The sequence below is a fragment of the Bacillus sp. NPDC094064 genome, from assembly GCF_050279585.1.
Classification (GTDB): domain Bacteria; phylum Bacillota; class Bacilli; order Bacillales; family Bacillaceae_G; genus Bacillus_A.
The window spans coordinates 1-15,333 of record NZ_JBNNUI010000013.1; the positions used below are offsets into that span (position 1 = coordinate 1).

The following is a 15,333-nucleotide window of genomic DNA, read 5'->3' on the forward strand; positions in this document are numbered from 1 at the left end:
AAGACAAATTCGTTAGCTATCAAAAGTAGCGATAAACCGAGAAGCCCCCACTTTGGGGTAAGCTCGTAAGAGATACTAAGTGGTGGGTAGTTCACGGAGAAACGATAATATATTATTCGTTTTTGATGAAACCAAGCTTATCAATTATATGTAAGTGAAAATGAAATTGTTAAACACGTATCTATCAGCAAATCGAAAGCATGTCAAATTAGGGATTTTTTTAATTATAGGCAAATACACATACAAAGTGATAATTGTCCTACATAAATTATAAAGGAAAGGTAGTTTGACTATGAGGAAAGGAGTGGCACATTGGGATGGGGATATCCCGATAGTAATTGTGAATGGAGTTATGGAGGACTTTGTGCTAAAAGGCTGTAGGATGTATTTTGAATTTGAAATATTGTTTTTCTATTTATTTTAGCAAGTGACGGTATTAATCGAAAAAAGAGCGTCGTGCCGAACTGATTAGTGTGGTTAATCGGTTCTTTTTTTATTGTATAAAAAGCAAGATATCATATGTTAAATGTTAGTTGTTATAAAAAGAATTGTTATACATTTCGTGAAGTTAAGTGTCGAAATTTGTTTAAAAATATGCAGTGTAAAGTAGGATAATAGGAAGGAGTTTAAAGGGAGTACTGTCGAAGTTTACACAATGTCGGTATTTGAGGGAAGCTGACATTATGTTAATAAAGTATTTGGCATAACACTAATTTTATATAAGGGAGGGTTATTTGAGCGGATATAAAGGATTAGTCTTCATTTTCAGTTCTGAATTTTCTGTTTTTAAAATATTTTTTAGCACTCATTTGTATATTTTATAATAGTTTTTTGATAAATTCACTGCTTTTGCAGAGGATTCTTTTTTATGAAAGAAACGTCAATTTTCTTCATATATATATACAAATTGGAGAAATGGGGGAGCGCTATGCGCGATTACTTAATTAAACCACTTGTTGGTCAGCCGTATCCAATGATTTCACATGGAAAAGGTGTCTATTTGTATGATCAGAACGGAAATAAATATTTTGATGGTTCTTCAGGAGCAATTACGGCAGGGATTGGGCATGGTGTAAAGGAGATTGCAGACGTTATTAAAAAGCAAGCAGAGGAGATTGCTTTCGTTTATAGATCACAGTTTACGAGTGAGCCGGCTGAAAAATTAGCGAAGAAGTTAAGCGATTTAAGTGTAGGAGATTTGAACTGGAGCTTTTTTGTGAATAGTGGTACGGAAGCAAATGAAACAGCTATGAAAATCGCGATTCAGCATTTTCAGGAACGCGGTATTCAAGGTAAACATAAAATTATGTCACGATGGATGAGCTATCACGGTATTACGATGGGTGCTTTATCAATGTCTGGGCATCCTTTGCGCAGACAACGTTTCGTATCTATTTTGGAAGATTATCCAACTATTCCAGCTCCATATTGTTTCAGGTGCCCGATGCAAAAGGTATATCCAACTTGTCAGCTTGCTTGTGCAACTGAGCTAGAAAGATCAATTGAAAGAATTGGTGCAGAGCATATTGCAGCTTTTATCGCTGAACCGATTATCGGAGCAGCTGGAGGGGCGGTTGTTCCGCCGAAAGAATATTATAAAGTGATTAAAGATATTTGTAGTCATTATGATATTTTATTTATTGCAGATGAAGTAATGACTGGGCTTGGTCGTACTGGTGCATGGTTTGCAATGGAGCATTGGGGCGTAGAACCGGATATTATGACACTTGGTAAAGGATTAGGAGCTGGATATACACCGATGGCAGCGACTGTTGTAAGTGACCGTGTTATGGAGCCGATATTACGTGGATCACGTTCTGTTATGAGTGGGCATACGTTAAGTGCAAATCCATTGTCTGCGGCAACGGCACTAGCTGTTATTGAATATATGGAGAAACATAATTTACCTGAAAAAACAGCAGAAAAGGGAGAGTATTTAATAAAAGGATTACAGAAAGTTCAGCAACAATCGACAATCATTGCTGATGTGCGCGGAAAAGGGTTGCTGATTGGAATAGAATTGCAACCGTTTACAAAAGCGTCTGAACTTATTTCGGTTGCAGCTAAAAATGGACTTCTTTTATACCAAGCTGTTTCAGGGCAAGCAGGAAAAGAAGATAGTGCACTGCTTGTAGCACCGCCAATGACAACTACATATTCCGAGTTAGATGAATTACTTTCAATTTTTTCTAAAAGTGTAGAAGAGATGATGCAAAAAGGAGGGCATAGTATCGCATGACAACTATTACAAATACGTTCGATAAATTAAAAGAAATAGATGAAGTAATTTCTTTGTTCCACGATGATATGACATTAATGTTTGGGGGATTTGGGGGGATTGGATCCCCTCCATCTTTAATACAGGCTATTTTAGAAAAGGGAGTTACAAATTTAAATTTAATAGGAAATGACACGGGATTTCCTGATGTAGGAATCGGTCGTCTTGTTACGAATGAAAGAGTAAAATCATTAATTACTTCTCATATTGGCTCAAACCCGAATGCAGGAAGACAGTTAAACGAAGGAAGATTACAAATAGAGTTTTCTCCTCAGGGAACATTAGCAGAGCGTATTCGCGCTGGAGGCGTTGGGCTTGGTGGAGTTTTAGTTGATGTTGGTTTGGATACGATTGTAGAAGAGGGAAAGCGAACAGTTGAAATGAACGGTAAGACTTATTTAGTTGAAACAGCATTAACTGCTGAAGTTTCGATTGTTTATGCGAAAAAGGCGGATCCATTTGGTAATCTTGTATTCGATAAAAGTGCGCGAAATATGAATCCTCACGTAGCTATGGCAGGGGATATAACAATTGTAGAGGCCGAAGAAATTGTTCCACTTGGGAGTTTAGATCCAGAGGAAATCGTAGTTCCAGGTGTATTCGTAAATTATATCGTGCCATCGGAAGGAGTGAATTGGAAATGGGTATGGGCGTAGAAGTGAGAGATAAGATTGCTAAGCGTGCCGCGAAAGAAATACAAAATGGTATGATCGTAAATTTAGGTATTGGAATTCCGTCGCTAGTACCGAATCATTTACCAGAAGATATAAACGTCATGTTTCATGCGGAAAATGGAATCGTTGGTATGGGGCCTACGCCAAGTAAAGGAAATGAAGACGAAAATTTATGTAACGCAGCAGGTTTACCGACTTCCCTTATTACAGGAGCAAGTTATTTTGATAGCTGCACAGCGTTTGGGATGATACGAAAAGGTTTACTAGACATAACAATTCTTGGTTCATTACAAGTAAGTGAAAATGGTGACTTAGCAAACTGGATTGTACCAGGGAAACGTGTTCCGGGTATTGGGGGAGCGATGGATTTAGCACAAAAAGCGAAGCGTGTCGTTGTTGTGATGAATCATGTTGATAAGTATGGAAATGCAAAAATTGTTTCAGAGTGTACATTGCCGTTAACTTCAAAGAAATGTGTAGATTTAATTATTACGGATATGGCGGTAATGGAAGTGACTTCAAATGGACTTGTTTTACAAGAATTAATGAGCCCATACACAGTGGAAGATATAAAACGACATACGGAAGCTGATTTTCAAATTGGCTCGAATTTACTAGTAATTGAATGAGGGGAGATGTAATATATGGAGCAATTAAAAAAGCAGGTTTGCGATTATATTGAGAGTCATGAAGAGGAAAGTGTGAAATTTTTAAAGAGATTAATTCAAGAAAAAAGCGTATCTGGTGATGAAAGTGGTGCACAGGCAATTGTGATTGAAAAGCTACGTGAGTTAGGTTTAGATCTTGATATTTGGGAGCCTTCTTTTTCTAAAATGAAAGATCATCCTTATTTTGTATCACCACGTACAAGCTTTTCAGACAGCCCAAACATTGTGGCTACTTTAAAAGGAAGCGGCGATGGGAAATCTATGATACTAAATGGGCATATAGATGTAGTTCCAGAAGGAGATGTGAATCAATGGGATCATCATCCTTATAGTGGTGAGAAAATAGGAAATCGTATATACGGTCGTGGAACGACGGATATGAAAGGCGGAAATGTCGCACTTATGCTTGCGATGGAAGCGATTATTGAATCGCGTATTGAATTAAAAGGAGACATCTATTTTCAAAGTGTAATAGAAGAAGAAAGTGGCGGGGCAGGAACATTAGCGACTATATTGCGAGGATATAAGGCAGATGGTGTTATTATTCCAGAACCGACCAATATGAAGTTTTTCCCGAAACAACAAGGGTCCATGTGGTTTCGTCTCCATGTGAAAGGAAAAGCAGCACATGGTGGAACGCGTTATGAAGGTGTAAGTGCAATTGAAAAAAGTATGTTCGTTGTGGATCATTTGAGAAAATTAGAAGAAAAGAGAAATAGTCGAATTACAGATCCATTATTTAATGGGATTCCGATTCCAATCCCAATTAACATAGGGAAAATTGAAGGTGGTAGTTGGCCAAGTTCTGTTCCTGATTCGTTAATTTTAGAAGGAAGATGCGGTATTGCGCCGAATGAGACTATAGAGGCAGCAAAAGAAGAGTTTGAGAGTTGGATCGCTGAATTACATAATACGGACAATTGGTTTGTAGAAAATCCAGTAGAAGTAGAATGGTTTGGAGCGCGATGGGTTCCTGGTGAGCTAGAAGAAAATCATGAGCTGATTACAACACTTCAGCATAACTTTGTTGAGATTGAAGGGAACGATCCAATTATAGAAGCATCTCCGTGGGGGACTGATGGAGGTTTATTTACACAGATCGCTAACGTACCAACGATAGTGTTTGGACCAGGAGAGACGAAAGTAGCGCATTATCCAAATGAATATATAGAAGTTGATAAAATGATTGCTGCCGCAAAAATTATTGCATGTACATTACTAGATTGGTGTGAGGTGAAAAAATGAAATACTATGAATCTTTTAAAGAACAGACGAATTACTATACAGTAGAAGGTGTTTTAGATTTTTTTAATAAACGTATTCGAGTAGATCACTATACAGGAAATGTTGAGAGTATTATACAAACTATTGACGAACTAGCAGAGAAACATTCTTTCACTAAATGTATTATAAAAGGAAAGGGAGAGCATGTTTCAACATGGCTCTCTTTCGGTTTCTTATTGGAAGCTACAATACCTCATTATTTTCAAGGTCATGATGCGTACTTCTTAGTGAAGTTTAATAATGATGAAAGACGAAATAGTATTCATTGGTCTGAGGAAGATACCATTTTAAGTGGTGTAAAAGCAAAAGAGGTTACGGAAAAAATAGTCCCAAAGGAATTTCTGTTAAGAAAAGCGACAGAAGCGGATGCGGAAGAGTTAGCGGCTGTCTTTGGAAAAGTATTTGAAGTGTATCCGACACCTTTAAATGAAGCGAGTTATGTATTACAGACGATGAAAGAAGACGACACAATTTACTACGTGTATGAATGTGAAGGGAAAATCATTAGTACAGCGTCTGCAGAAATGAATGTGAAGGAAGGAAATGCAGAATTAACGAATTGTGCTACTTTACCGGAATATCGTAAACATGGGTTTATGAAAAGTTTATTAATTAAGTTAGAGGAAGAGCTTCAAGAAAAATCTATTTTCTGTTCCTATACAATTGCTCGCTCGCTTTCTTTCGGAATGAATGCGGCCTTTCATCAGTTAGGTTATACGTATACAGGAAGACTCGCGAATAACTGCTACATTTTTGATAAGTTGGAAGATATGAATATATGGGTGAAAGATTTATCTAATCATAAATAGGTGAAAGAAACATAGGTAAGTATTATAAAAATAATAGGACGGAATCGTCATGCTTATAATCGCACAGAGGGATGCCGAAAATCCGGCGCTTAATTTGCTGAATTTTCGGCAAAAGGAGGGATGACATTGCTAGCAGTTTCGACACAAGAAGTCATTGAAGCGATTTTGGGCAGTATTGATGAGGCTATACACGCAGTAGATGAAAATGGGATTACGATTTTTTATAATACAGTCGCTGCAAAGCATGATGGATCAAAAATTGAAAAAGTATTAGGTAAGCATTTGCTAGAAGCGTTTCCTTCTCTATCTAGGGAAACAAGTACATTGATGAAAGTATTAGATACGAAAAAACCAATTGTACATCAAGTACAGCACTATCAAAACTTAAATGGGGAAGATGTTTGTACAGTAAATACGACGTTACCTATTTTTATAGATGGAAATATTGCTGGTGCTGTTGAAATTGCAAAGGACTATTCTACAATTCAACAACTTACTGATACAATTGTCGATTTACAGTCAAAAATAAAGCGCTCATCTAGCAAAAAAGCGGTGAAAAAGCATGTTGCCTTTGAGACGATAGTGACTAATGATGCTCGATTTAAACAGACGAAAGAATTAGCACAAAAAGTAGCGCCAACTGATGCAAACGTTTTAATATATGGGGAAACGGGAACAGGGAAAGAGCTATTTGTACAAGCGATTCATGAAGCTTCTAAACGGAAGAACAAGCCATTTATCGCACAAAACTGCGCAGCATTACCAGAATCGCTATTAGAAAGCTTATTGTTTGGAACGACAAAAGGAAGCTATACAGGTGCAATTGAAAGAGCAGGACTATTTGAACTTGTGGATGGAGGGACATTATTTCTAGATGAACTGAATTCAATGCCACTTGATTTACAAGCGAAAATGCTTCGTGTATTAGAAGATGGTGTTATTCGTCGTATAGGTGATAATAAGACGAGAAAAGTAGATGTTCGCGTCATTACTGCTATGAACCAACCTCCAGAAATATGTTTAAGAGAGAATAAAATTCGAACTGATTTATATTATAGATTAAATGTCTTTTCGTTATATATCCCGCCGTTACGCGAAAGAACCGAGGATGTCGTATTATTAGCTACTTATTTTTTGAAAGAATATAATAAAAGTTATAAAAAAGGTGTACTTCAAATGGATAAGGAAGCGAAAGAAATACTACAAGCTTATCAATGGCCTGGAAATGTTCGTGAGTTAAAACATACGATTGAACATGCTGTCATTATCGCAGAAGGGAATACATTAACACCCAATTGTTTGCCGCGTACATTTCGGAAAGAGAATCTTCCAAAGAAGAAGAGCATTTTACCACTTAGAGAAGCGCTTCATCAAACGGAAAAGGAATTAATAGATCAAGCGTTAATTGAAACGGAAGGGAATATATTACAAGCTGCCAAAATGTTAGGCATCCCTCGTCAAACGCTTCAATATAAACTGAGCAAGTACGACAAAACCGCCGAATAATCGGCGGTTTTTGTGTGTTTGCACCAATAAAAGAGCGTTTACATATATAAAATGTAATGAATATGATAGTATGTATCGATTTAGTATAGTACTTAAAAATATTTTTTCTCTTATGTAATAGGATTCTCCGCACATTTACTTATCAACAATATAAAGTTGGCATAACTATTGCTTATATAAAGGATGAGCGTATAAAAAGGGGGAATAGCAATGTTACATGATGTATACAAACCAAATCGTCACTGGAAGGATATCGAATTATGGAAGGATGTTACTGAAGAGCAATGGAATGATTGGGTTTGGCAATTAACGAATACGATCAAAACGTTAGATGACTTAAAGAAAGTGATTAACTTAACACCTGAAGAAGAAGAGGGCGTTAAAATTTCAACGAAAACGATCCCGTTAAACATTACACCGTATTATGCTTGGCTAATGAATCCTGATGATCCACGCTGTCCGATTCGGATGCAATCAGTACCGATTTCGGAGGAGTTATATAAAACGAAATATGATTTAGAAGATCCGCTTCATGAAGATGAAGATTCACCAGTTCCAGGGTTAACGCATCGTTATCCAGACCGCGTACTATTTTTAGTAACGAATCAATGTTCGATGTATTGTCGTTACTGTACACGCCGTCGTTTTAGTGGACAAATTGGAATGGGTGTACCGAAGAAACAATTAGACGATGCGATTGGTTACATTCGTGATACACCACAAGTACGAGATGTATTAATCTCTGGTGGTGACGGTCTTCTAATTAACGATAAAATTTTAGAATATGTATTAAAAAGTTTACGAGAGATTCCGCATGTCGAGATTATTCGTATCGGAACGAGAGCACCGGTTGTATTCCCGCAGCGTATTACAGAGAATTTATGTAATATTATTAAAAAATACCATCCAGTATGGTTAAATACGCACTTTAATACTTCTATTGAAATTACAGAAGAATCGAAAAAAGCATGTGAAATGCTAGCAAATGCTGGTGTTCCAATCGGAAACCAAGCAGTAATTTTAGCTGGTATTAACGACAGCGTTCCGATTATGAAAAAGCTTATGCATGATTTAGTAAAAATCCGTGTGCGCCCATACTACATTTATCAATGTGACTTATCTGAAGGTATCGGCCACTTCCGTGCACCAGTATCTAAAGGGCTTGAAATTATTGAAGGTTTACGCGGACATACATCTGGTTATGCGGTTCCGACATTCGTTGTCGATGCACCAGGTGGTGGCGGTAAAATTGCGCTTCAACCAAACTATTTAATCTCACAAAGTGCAGATAAAGTTGTACTTCGTAACTTCGAAGGTGTTATTACAACGTATCCAGAGCCAGAGAGCTACATTCCAGGAAGAGCAGAAGGATACTTTAAAGAAATTTATCCAAACTACGAAGAAAAACGTTCAGATGTTGGTATCGCAGGTCTTATGAGTGATAAGAAATTTAACCTTGTTCCAGACGATTTACAGCGTATGAGCCGTCGTAAAGACTATGAAGATAATGACACGCATGCATCTTTAAAAGATAAACGTGATAAGCGCGACCAATTAAAAGATAAAAAGTATCAAGCGCAAATGGCTAAATTAGAAGAAAACGACAAAAAAACTGAGGGTGATGCAGTATGAATTGTATGTGGTGTGACAGTACAGAAGCGAAAGAAAGCTTGAATACTGTATATTGGGAACTACCAGATGGTACGAAAGCCATTGAAATCCAAGAGACACCATGTATTTCTTGTTCCTCATGTGGAATGGACTATCAATCAGATCACACAGTAAAAGAAATTGAAGATCAGTTGTTTTTAATTTATACGAAAGATTTGCCGAAACAACTAACATATGAAGAATTAATGGGAAGACCACGTTTATTAAAAAGGAATTATTTCGACTTTTAACCAGCTTTTATGCTGGTTTTTTTCTTTTTTGCCTTGTATAATGTACCCAAGTTAGAAAGGTAGGGAATACGTTTGAAAAAGACATTTTACCATTATATGATGAAGCATCGTGCAGCTTTATTTAGAAATGAAATTTCAGATTTAGCAGAGGCAATGTATGATGATTTAAGTTTTCCGAAGCAATCTGAAGACTATGATGAAATTAGTTCGTACTTAGAGTTAAGTGGAATGTTAGCCAGTATGTCTATATTTGATGAAGCTTGGGATTTATACATACAAGATAGATAAAAACTATATGAATTTTTTTGACAAGAAGCTAGTCTATTTACTAGCTTTTTTACGTTGTAAATAAATTTTTATGTGTTGCTATTTTTTATTGAAAAAATTTATGAATATAAGCTTCTGTGATAAGCGTTTTTATGTAGGTTGCATATACTGTTATCAAAATCACGACGTCAAAAAAAGGAGAGATAGAGATGGCAAGAAAAAAACAACCTAAATACAACGTAGGGGACATAGTCGTGATTACGCTATATGGAACCGTTGGGAAAATCACAAATATGAAAGTTTTAGATGGAGTTTACGTATACGAAGTAAATAATCACGATGGGTTTTACGTAGAACAAACATTGCAGCACGTTTCAGAACAAGAAATGAAAAAGGGCGACACAGAGTGGATTGAATTAAATTATAATTTCACATTTGGTGATCTCGTGCAAGTAACAGGATATGATAAAGATGTTTTCCGTATTGTCGGTTTTCGAACAGAAGTATGGAGATATAAAAATGACGCATGGGAAGATACAATATATGAATTGTCACGAATTACAGATGGTGAATGGTTAGAAGCGGATGAATCAGATTTAACATTACTTGCCAATGCTCAAACGGCAAATGCAATTTTGAAGAAAATGAAACAAGATAAAGCTGGTATGAATAAATTAGATTTAGGAAAATTAAAGTCAATTAACAACTCGAAAAAAGTGAGTGTTAAGACGAATCGTCAAGAAATCATTGATGGATTACTTGATATTTATAACGATTATCAATTGTTATTTGATACATTTAAAGATGAAGAATATAAAATTGTAATGGATGTTGTTCATAATTATTTAGTTAAATTGACAGAGAAAAAATAGTTAACTAGAAAGAGAGAATAAATTGAACAACAACATATGCAGTATAAGGTATGCCTACAATTATTAAAAAAATAAAAAGCCATTTAATAAGAGAGTCTGCCCATTGATCTTCATGCATGAACTCTTCTTTTGTTTGCTCTACTTCATATTGATATTCCATTCTTATTTCCCCCTTTGGATAGCTTGTACTACCATCGTATGCACCTTGTCCGAATGATATGACCTATAAAAAAATAAAAACTATTTTTCTAATCTCATATACATAATTTTGAGATTTTTTCATAAAACAGAAATAAAGGAGTGATGCTCATGAAGGAAATTGAAGTCGTAATTGATACGGAAGAGATTGCGGAGTTTTTTTATGAGCAACTAATTGAACGAGGATACGTCCCAAAACGAGAAGAAATTGAAGATCTCGCAGATATTACATTCGAGTATTTATTAGAGAAATGTATGATTGATGAAGTTTTTGATGAAGAGGATGAGTGAAAGTAACGGCGGGCTTAACTCGTCGTTTTTTACTCTTTACAAACTTGTCACAAACATAGTCGACAATTGTTGGTATAATTAAAAGAAATTTACTCAAGAGGTGAAGGGATGTTCAAAAAAATTATTGATTCTATATTAGGAAAGAAAAGATATCGTTCGTATTCGAGTAGTGATTATCGTCATAGAGGGCGCTCTTATTCAAGTAGCGATTATAAACGACATTCATCTGATTATGGGCATCATCATTATAAAAGAAAACGTAAAAGCCGTAGCTTCTTTTCAAGTAGCTGATGAAATGGCGTCGTGTACTAGCTTTATTTGATAGACCACTGCGAAAAAATACAATTGTTGCAGAACGTTATAAAATTGAATCAGTAATTGGAATGGGTAGTTATGGGGTTACATATGTCGTTAATGATTTACAAATAAATAGATATAAAGTCTTAAAGCAATTAAGACGAAGTAAACAAAGATATGAGTCTGGTAGAAAATCATTTGAACAAGAGAAAATGATTTTACAAACATTAAATCATCATGCAATTCCTAGTCTATATGATTATTTCGTATGGGAGAAAAAGAGCTTTTTCGTAATGGAATATATGCCTGGTAAAAATTTCGAAGATTATATTTTTTTAGATGGACATATATATACAGAACGTGAAGTTTTTGAAATTTTATACGAAATATTAGAAATTGTTTCGGTGTTTCATAGTAAAGGCATTATTCACAGGGATTTACGTATTCCGAATATATTAATGAAAGAAAAACAGGTTAGTATTATTGATTTTGGATTGGCTAAATATAAAGGGGAGGGGGATGAGCGAGCTACAACTTATGAAGGTGAACAAGCTTTAATGCGAGAAGTTCATTTTCGAAGTGATTTTTATGCTCTTGGTCATTTCTCTTTATTTTTATTATATGCAGGTTATGAATCTACTGAAAAAAACGAAAAACCATGGTATGAAGAGTTAATTTTGGAAAATTATAATCGCGAAATACTCATGCGAATGTTACAAATAAAATCACCGTACTATGAGAATGTACACGATTTAAAAAAAGATATAGCTTTTGCTTTAGAAAGGATGGAGGATTCATGTTTCAAAAGTTTTTAGCAAGCGTTGGTATTGGTAGTGCAAAAGTAGATACTATTCTTGAAAAAGATGAGTATATTGTTGGAGAAGAGATAGTAGGTAAGGTGCATATAACTGGTGGTTCAGTTAGCCAACAAATTGAAAGCATTTACTTAACGTTATCGACTTCGTATGTACGAGAAGTCGATGATAAAAAAGTAACGGCAACGTACGATTTAGAGCGAGTTCGTTTAACAGAACCTTTTTCGGTAGAGCCGAATGAAAAGATGGAAATTCCTTTTGCATTTAAAATGCCAGTGGAAGCTCCACTTACACTCGGAATGAAAACAGTTTGGGTGCATACGGGTCTTGATATTAAACGTAGTATTGACCCAAGTGACCGTGACTACATTCAAGTGTTGCCGAACGCACTGTTAAGTAGTGTATTAGATAGTGTAAATCAATTAGGCTTTAAAGCACGTCATATAGAATGTGAAGAATTACCGTATCGATTACGTAAGCAAGTTCCATTCGCGCAAGAATTTGAGTTTATTCCGGTTTCCGGAGAGTATTATGGGAAGTTAGATGAGTTAGAATTATTAATCTTGCCAAGTGCTTACGACCGCCTAGAAATTGTTATGGAAGTAGATAGAAAATCTCGTGGATTAGCTGGACTATTTGCAGAAGCGCTTGATCTTGATGAGAAAATTATTCGCTTAACAGTAACGAATGAAGATATTCCAACGATGAAGCAAAAAATTAACAATTATCTTTATTAATAATCTATGCATAAAAAAGAAATGGAGTGGGAAACTAAAACAACCGCTCCATTTTTTTGCATAGTGAGGTTATGTATGTGAAACGATATCGACATTTATACTTGTTAAGCTGTACTTTACTTATTTGTTTTGTCGCACTATCACTTTCGTATCATACCGCTTGTATTGAAAAATTTGATGATGTAGTTGCACACTTTATTCAAAGCTTTCGAAACGATTACTTGACAGCCTATTTTACTTGGGTGTCTTTTATCGGTTCCAAAAGAATATATTTCCCGATACTCATTATACTTGTAATGTATTTTCTCGTTAGAAAAAAGTTGCTTAGTGCATTACTTCTAACAATTAATTATTACGGATCTCGTTATTTGAACAGTATGCTTAAACTATGGTACGAACGAGCAAGACCAGATGTAACGCAGCTTGTTACTGCAACTGGATATAGTTTTCCGAGCGGTCATACGATGAATGCTACTGCTTTTTTAGGATTTATTGCATACGTCACAATTACAGAAGAGCGTATTACACTGCATAAAAAATTGTTGATTATTTTTATAGCAAGCTTTGTTGTATTATCTATTTCAGTTAGCCGAATATATCTTGGCGTTCACTATCCATCTGACATATTAGCAGGATGGGCAGCTGGCGGTAGTTGGCTCGTTTTATGTGTTATATTTCATAAAGCGTTCATTAAAAAAGAACCTATGTCAAAATAGGTTCTTTTTCCATTGGTTCAACATGAATATGAGCATGGTAAATTCCAAATTTTTTTCGCAACATAGCCTCGATGTTGTCAGTAATACAGTGACTTTCACCAACATCCATACGAGCATCTACCTCGATTGTAATATCAACGTACGTTTGATTCCCATACATACGAGCGCGAATATCAACGATGTTTTCCACGCCACCAATATGTTCAATAGCATCAGCATATTCTTCCATTTTATCAGGATCAATTCCATCCGTTAACATATGGGAAGCTTCTACGAAAATCTCCCATGCAGTTTTACAAATAATAAGGCCGACAATTAAAGCGGCAATAGGATCTAAAATAGGCATTTGGAACTGTGAACCGACAATACCTACTACTGTACCAATACTTACGAGAGCATCTGATAAATTATCCTTCGCAGCGGCTTCTAATGACTTACTTTTTGTTCGCGCTGCAATCTTTTTCGTATACAAATATACAAAGTACATAACGACAGCAGAAAATAAAGCAACCCACGCAGCGAGTACATTAGGCGCAGCTTGTTTCGGATTTAAGAAAGATTGAATGGCACTAATAACAACTTCTAATCCGACTGTTGCCATAATAAAAGAAGCAACAAGTGATGCGATTTGTTCTGCACGTGAATGCCCATATGGATGATCTGGGTCACGAGGTTTACGAGAAATTTTTAGACCAATTAATATCGCCAAAGAAGCACCGATATCCGTTAAGTTATTTAAACCGTCAGCACGTAATGCACTAGAGAGGGTAATATAACTGATGATGATTTTCATAGAGGATAAAAATATGTAGGCCATAATGCTGACAATAGCACCTTTATCAGCTTCTTTATGAGAAAGAGTATCCATTATAATCACTCACCTTTCTTTAAAGGAATTTCTTTCTATAAATAGAGTATCAAACGAAACTCGTGTGGGTCTATACAAACATTGTTGACGTTTTATAGCTTTTTAAGAAGAGGATAACAAAGTTTCGTGAAGGAAAAATATGTTGTAAAGTGCAAAGCGATAGTTGGTACACTATGTATCAGCATTTAAGTATGGAGAGAGGTATATAGATGAAATCCCGAATCCTTTCTTTACTATGTATTTTTTTCATAATGACTGGATGTAATACTATAAATGAAAAATACCTATCCTTTGGAGGAGAGGGGAAAAGTATCATCATTCTCATTTTCCATGAAGAAACAGCGTAGTGTACAAATGAAGAATTAAAAAAGATACTACGAAGAATCGTTGTGAAAATAAATGAAAAACCTCTGAAAATTATTCAGAGGTTTTTTGCATCTTAGTATGCTTCTAAAAACTCAGTAACTTGCTCTTCAGTTTTTGCATTAGCGCTATGTAAGTGTCCTAGCTTCTCACCATTTTGATATACAAGTAAACTTGGAATACCCATTACTTGATACTCTTCAGCAATACTTGGGAACTCATCTTTATTAATAGAATACCATTCAAATTTATTGAACTCTTCCATTACATCTCCGATAAAGTTGTCCATACGCACGCAATCTGGGCACCACGTTGTAAAGAACTTAACAACTACTGGCTCCTCGCTTGCGATGATGTCTTTGAATTCTTGTTCAGATTTGATTTCTTTCATGTTTTTGACTCCTCTCAATGTCACACGGATAAGCTAGTATTTTTATGCAAAATCCGTAATTGTAAAATCTTCGACAGTTTTTTCTTGTAGGCCTGGTACGACATGTGAGTAGGTAACTAATGTAATGCCTACTCTTTTATGTTCTAATTGTTCACTGACAATCTTAGAGTGGATACCTTGTTTCAACATTAAGGTTGTATAGGCATGCCTTAGATCGCGGAACTAAATATCAGGAACCTCACTTTTCTTTATAAGCTTTTTCTGGAGCTGTGTCAAACTTCTGAAATTGCAGGGTTGCTATTATAAGCAGGGCAAAACCAGCAATCTCTTTCCGAAAGAGGTTTTTGGCTCTGTGTATGGATATGAATTTTTGGCCTACACGATTCAAAAGATATCGT

18 protein-coding genes and 1 pseudogene are annotated in these 15,333 nt (G+C 35.7%); 15 read left to right on the top strand and 4 right to left on the bottom strand.

Features of this window, described 5'->3' with window-relative positions:
- Positions 1-928 precede the first annotated feature (928 nt).
- The 10 genes from ACQKNI_RS23210 (at position 929) to ACQKNI_RS23255 (ending at position 10,259) form a co-directional block, all read left to right on the top strand.
- Positions 929-2,239 carry an aspartate aminotransferase family protein gene (locus tag ACQKNI_RS23210; protein ID WP_098253372.1) on the top strand — a complete coding sequence of 437 codons (1,311 nt, stop codon included), beginning with the start codon at positions 929-931 and terminating at the stop codon, positions 2,237-2,239.
- Entirely contained in the window at positions 2,236-2,934 is a 699-nt protein-coding gene (gene atoD / locus ACQKNI_RS23215) for an acetate CoA-transferase subunit alpha (protein WP_088230350.1), read from the top strand. Before ACQKNI_RS23210 ends, atoD begins: the two co-directional genes overlap by 4 nt.
- The gene (locus ACQKNI_RS23220; RefSeq protein WP_088230349.1) at positions 2,919-3,581 is read left to right on the top strand and encodes a CoA transferase subunit B; all 663 of its coding nucleotides are present in this window, start codon (positions 2,919-2,921) and stop codon (positions 3,579-3,581) included. The genes atoD and ACQKNI_RS23220 overlap by 16 nt, the downstream gene beginning before the upstream one ends.
- A 15-nt stretch (positions 3,582-3,596) precedes the next feature.
- Positions 3,597-4,865 (top strand): peptidase, encoded by a 1,269-nt coding sequence (locus tag ACQKNI_RS23225; protein WP_088230348.1) that lies wholly within the window; start codon positions 3,597-3,599, stop codon positions 4,863-4,865.
- On the top strand, positions 4,862-5,713 hold the full coding sequence (ablB, locus tag ACQKNI_RS23230) for a putative beta-lysine N-acetyltransferase (protein WP_088230347.1): 852 nt from the start codon (positions 4,862-4,864) through the stop codon (positions 5,711-5,713). The genes ACQKNI_RS23225 and ablB overlap by 4 nt, the downstream gene beginning before the upstream one ends.
- Positions 5,714-5,833: 120 nt before the next feature.
- Entirely contained in the window at positions 5,834-7,219 is a 1,386-nt protein-coding gene (rocR, locus tag ACQKNI_RS23235; protein ID WP_098253371.1) for an arginine utilization transcriptional regulator RocR, read from the top strand.
- 210 nt (positions 7,220-7,429) lie between these two features.
- Complete coding sequence (gene ablA, locus ACQKNI_RS23240; RefSeq protein ID WP_088230345.1) at positions 7,430-8,851, top strand: lysine 2,3-aminomutase; 1,422 nt, start codon at positions 7,430-7,432, stop codon at positions 8,849-8,851.
- On the top strand, positions 8,848-9,120 hold the full coding sequence (locus ACQKNI_RS23245; RefSeq protein ID WP_000995763.1) for a YokU family protein: 273 nt from the start codon (positions 8,848-8,850) through the stop codon (positions 9,118-9,120). The genes ablA and ACQKNI_RS23245 overlap by 4 nt, the downstream gene beginning before the upstream one ends.
- A 72-nt stretch (positions 9,121-9,192) precedes the next feature.
- Positions 9,193-9,408 (top strand): YozE family protein, encoded by a 216-nt coding sequence (locus tag ACQKNI_RS23250; RefSeq protein ID WP_088230344.1) that lies wholly within the window; start codon positions 9,193-9,195, stop codon positions 9,406-9,408.
- A gap of 188 nt (positions 9,409-9,596) precedes the next feature.
- Positions 9,597-10,259 (top strand): hypothetical protein, encoded by a 663-nt coding sequence (locus ACQKNI_RS23255; protein ID WP_000101497.1) that lies wholly within the window; start codon positions 9,597-9,599, stop codon positions 10,257-10,259.
- A 4-nt stretch (positions 10,260-10,263) separates the two neighbouring features.
- Here ACQKNI_RS23255 and ACQKNI_RS23260 read toward each other — a convergent pair whose 3' ends face one another.
- Positions 10,264-10,419, bottom strand: coding sequence for a DUF3930 family protein (locus ACQKNI_RS23260; protein ID WP_002018281.1), 156 nt, complete (start codon positions 10,417-10,419; stop codon positions 10,264-10,266).
- Between the two features lie 149 nt (positions 10,420-10,568).
- Here ACQKNI_RS23260 and ACQKNI_RS23265 point away from each other — a divergent pair, with 149 nt between their 5' ends.
- The 5 genes from ACQKNI_RS23265 (at position 10,569) to ACQKNI_RS23285 (ending at position 13,313) form a co-directional block, all read left to right on the top strand.
- On the top strand, positions 10,569-10,748 hold the full coding sequence (locus ACQKNI_RS23265) for a YozD family protein (RefSeq protein ID WP_000658451.1): 180 nt from the start codon (positions 10,569-10,571) through the stop codon (positions 10,746-10,748).
- A gap of 108 nt (positions 10,749-10,856) precedes the next feature.
- Positions 10,857-11,039 carry a hypothetical protein gene (locus ACQKNI_RS23270; protein ID WP_088230343.1) on the top strand — a complete coding sequence of 61 codons (183 nt, stop codon included), beginning with the start codon at positions 10,857-10,859 and terminating at the stop codon, positions 11,037-11,039.
- Positions 11,039-11,860 (top strand): serine/threonine protein kinase, encoded by an 822-nt coding sequence (locus ACQKNI_RS23275; RefSeq protein WP_088230342.1) that lies wholly within the window; start codon positions 11,039-11,041, stop codon positions 11,858-11,860. The genes ACQKNI_RS23270 and ACQKNI_RS23275 overlap by 1 nt, the downstream gene beginning before the upstream one ends.
- Positions 11,842-12,597, top strand: a complete 756-nt coding sequence (locus ACQKNI_RS23280; RefSeq protein ID WP_088230341.1) for a sporulation protein — start codon at positions 11,842-11,844, stop codon at positions 12,595-12,597. Before ACQKNI_RS23275 ends, ACQKNI_RS23280 begins: the two co-directional genes overlap by 19 nt.
- A 77-nt stretch (positions 12,598-12,674) precedes the next feature.
- Positions 12,675-13,313, top strand: coding sequence for a phosphatase PAP2 family protein (locus ACQKNI_RS23285; protein ID WP_140417333.1), 639 nt, complete (start codon positions 12,675-12,677; stop codon positions 13,311-13,313).
- On the opposite strand, the gene ACQKNI_RS23290 is transcribed toward ACQKNI_RS23285, so the two are convergent.
- The 3 genes and pseudogenes from ACQKNI_RS23290 to ACQKNI_RS23300 all read right to left on the bottom strand — a co-directional run.
- On the bottom strand, positions 13,300-14,181 hold the full coding sequence (locus ACQKNI_RS23290; protein ID WP_140417332.1) for a cation diffusion facilitator family transporter: 882 nt from the start codon (positions 14,179-14,181) through the stop codon (positions 13,300-13,302). The genes ACQKNI_RS23285 and ACQKNI_RS23290 overlap by 14 nt on opposite strands.
- A 439-nt stretch (positions 14,182-14,620) precedes the next feature.
- Positions 14,621-14,935: a thioredoxin family protein gene (locus tag ACQKNI_RS23295; protein WP_000658777.1), complete on the bottom strand. Its 315-nt coding sequence runs from the start codon at positions 14,933-14,935 to the stop codon at positions 14,621-14,623.
- Positions 14,936-14,977: 42 nt separating this feature from the next.
- Positions 14,978-15,249, bottom strand: a pseudogene (locus ACQKNI_RS23300) (tyrosine-type recombinase/integrase); the annotation flags it as partial.
- Positions 15,250-15,333 lie beyond the last annotated feature (84 nt).

Bases quoted from the DNA above. Each gene is read 5' to 3' on its own strand.
- ACQKNI_RS23210 (WP_098253372.1), top strand. From the start codon at position 929: ATGCGCGATTACTTAATTAAACCACTTGTTGGTCAGCCGTATCCAATG.
- atoD (WP_088230350.1), top strand. From the start codon at position 2,236: ATGACAACTATTACAAATACGTTCGATAAATTAAAAGAAATAGATGAA.
- ACQKNI_RS23220 (WP_088230349.1), top strand. From the start codon at position 2,919: ATGGGTATGGGCGTAGAAGTGAGAGATAAGATTGCTAAGCGTGCCGCG.
- ACQKNI_RS23225 (WP_088230348.1), top strand. From the start codon at position 3,597: ATGGAGCAATTAAAAAAGCAGGTTTGCGATTATATTGAGAGTCATGAA.
- ablB (WP_088230347.1), top strand. From the start codon at position 4,862: ATGAAATACTATGAATCTTTTAAAGAACAGACGAATTACTATACAGTA.
- rocR (WP_098253371.1), top strand. From the start codon at position 5,834: ATGACATTGCTAGCAGTTTCGACACAAGAAGTCATTGAAGCGATTTTG.
- ablA (WP_088230345.1), top strand. From the start codon at position 7,430: ATGTTACATGATGTATACAAACCAAATCGTCACTGGAAGGATATCGAA.
- ACQKNI_RS23245 (WP_000995763.1), top strand. From the start codon at position 8,848: ATGAATTGTATGTGGTGTGACAGTACAGAAGCGAAAGAAAGCTTGAAT.
- ACQKNI_RS23255 (WP_000101497.1), top strand. From the start codon at position 9,597: ATGGCAAGAAAAAAACAACCTAAATACAACGTAGGGGACATAGTCGTG.
- ACQKNI_RS23260 (WP_002018281.1), bottom strand. From the start codon at position 10,419: ATGGAATATCAATATGAAGTAGAGCAAACAAAAGAAGAGTTCATGCAT.
- ACQKNI_RS23265 (WP_000658451.1), top strand. From the start codon at position 10,569: ATGAAGGAAATTGAAGTCGTAATTGATACGGAAGAGATTGCGGAGTTT.
- ACQKNI_RS23270 (WP_088230343.1), top strand. From the start codon at position 10,857: ATGTTCAAAAAAATTATTGATTCTATATTAGGAAAGAAAAGATATCGT.
- ACQKNI_RS23275 (WP_088230342.1), top strand. From the start codon at position 11,039: ATGAAATGGCGTCGTGTACTAGCTTTATTTGATAGACCACTGCGAAAA.
- ACQKNI_RS23280 (WP_088230341.1), top strand. From the start codon at position 11,842: ATGTTTCAAAAGTTTTTAGCAAGCGTTGGTATTGGTAGTGCAAAAGTA.
- ACQKNI_RS23290 (WP_140417332.1), bottom strand. From the start codon at position 14,181: ATGGATACTCTTTCTCATAAAGAAGCTGATAAAGGTGCTATTGTCAGC.
- ACQKNI_RS23295 (WP_000658777.1), bottom strand. From the start codon at position 14,935: ATGAAAGAAATCAAATCTGAACAAGAATTCAAAGACATCATCGCAAGC.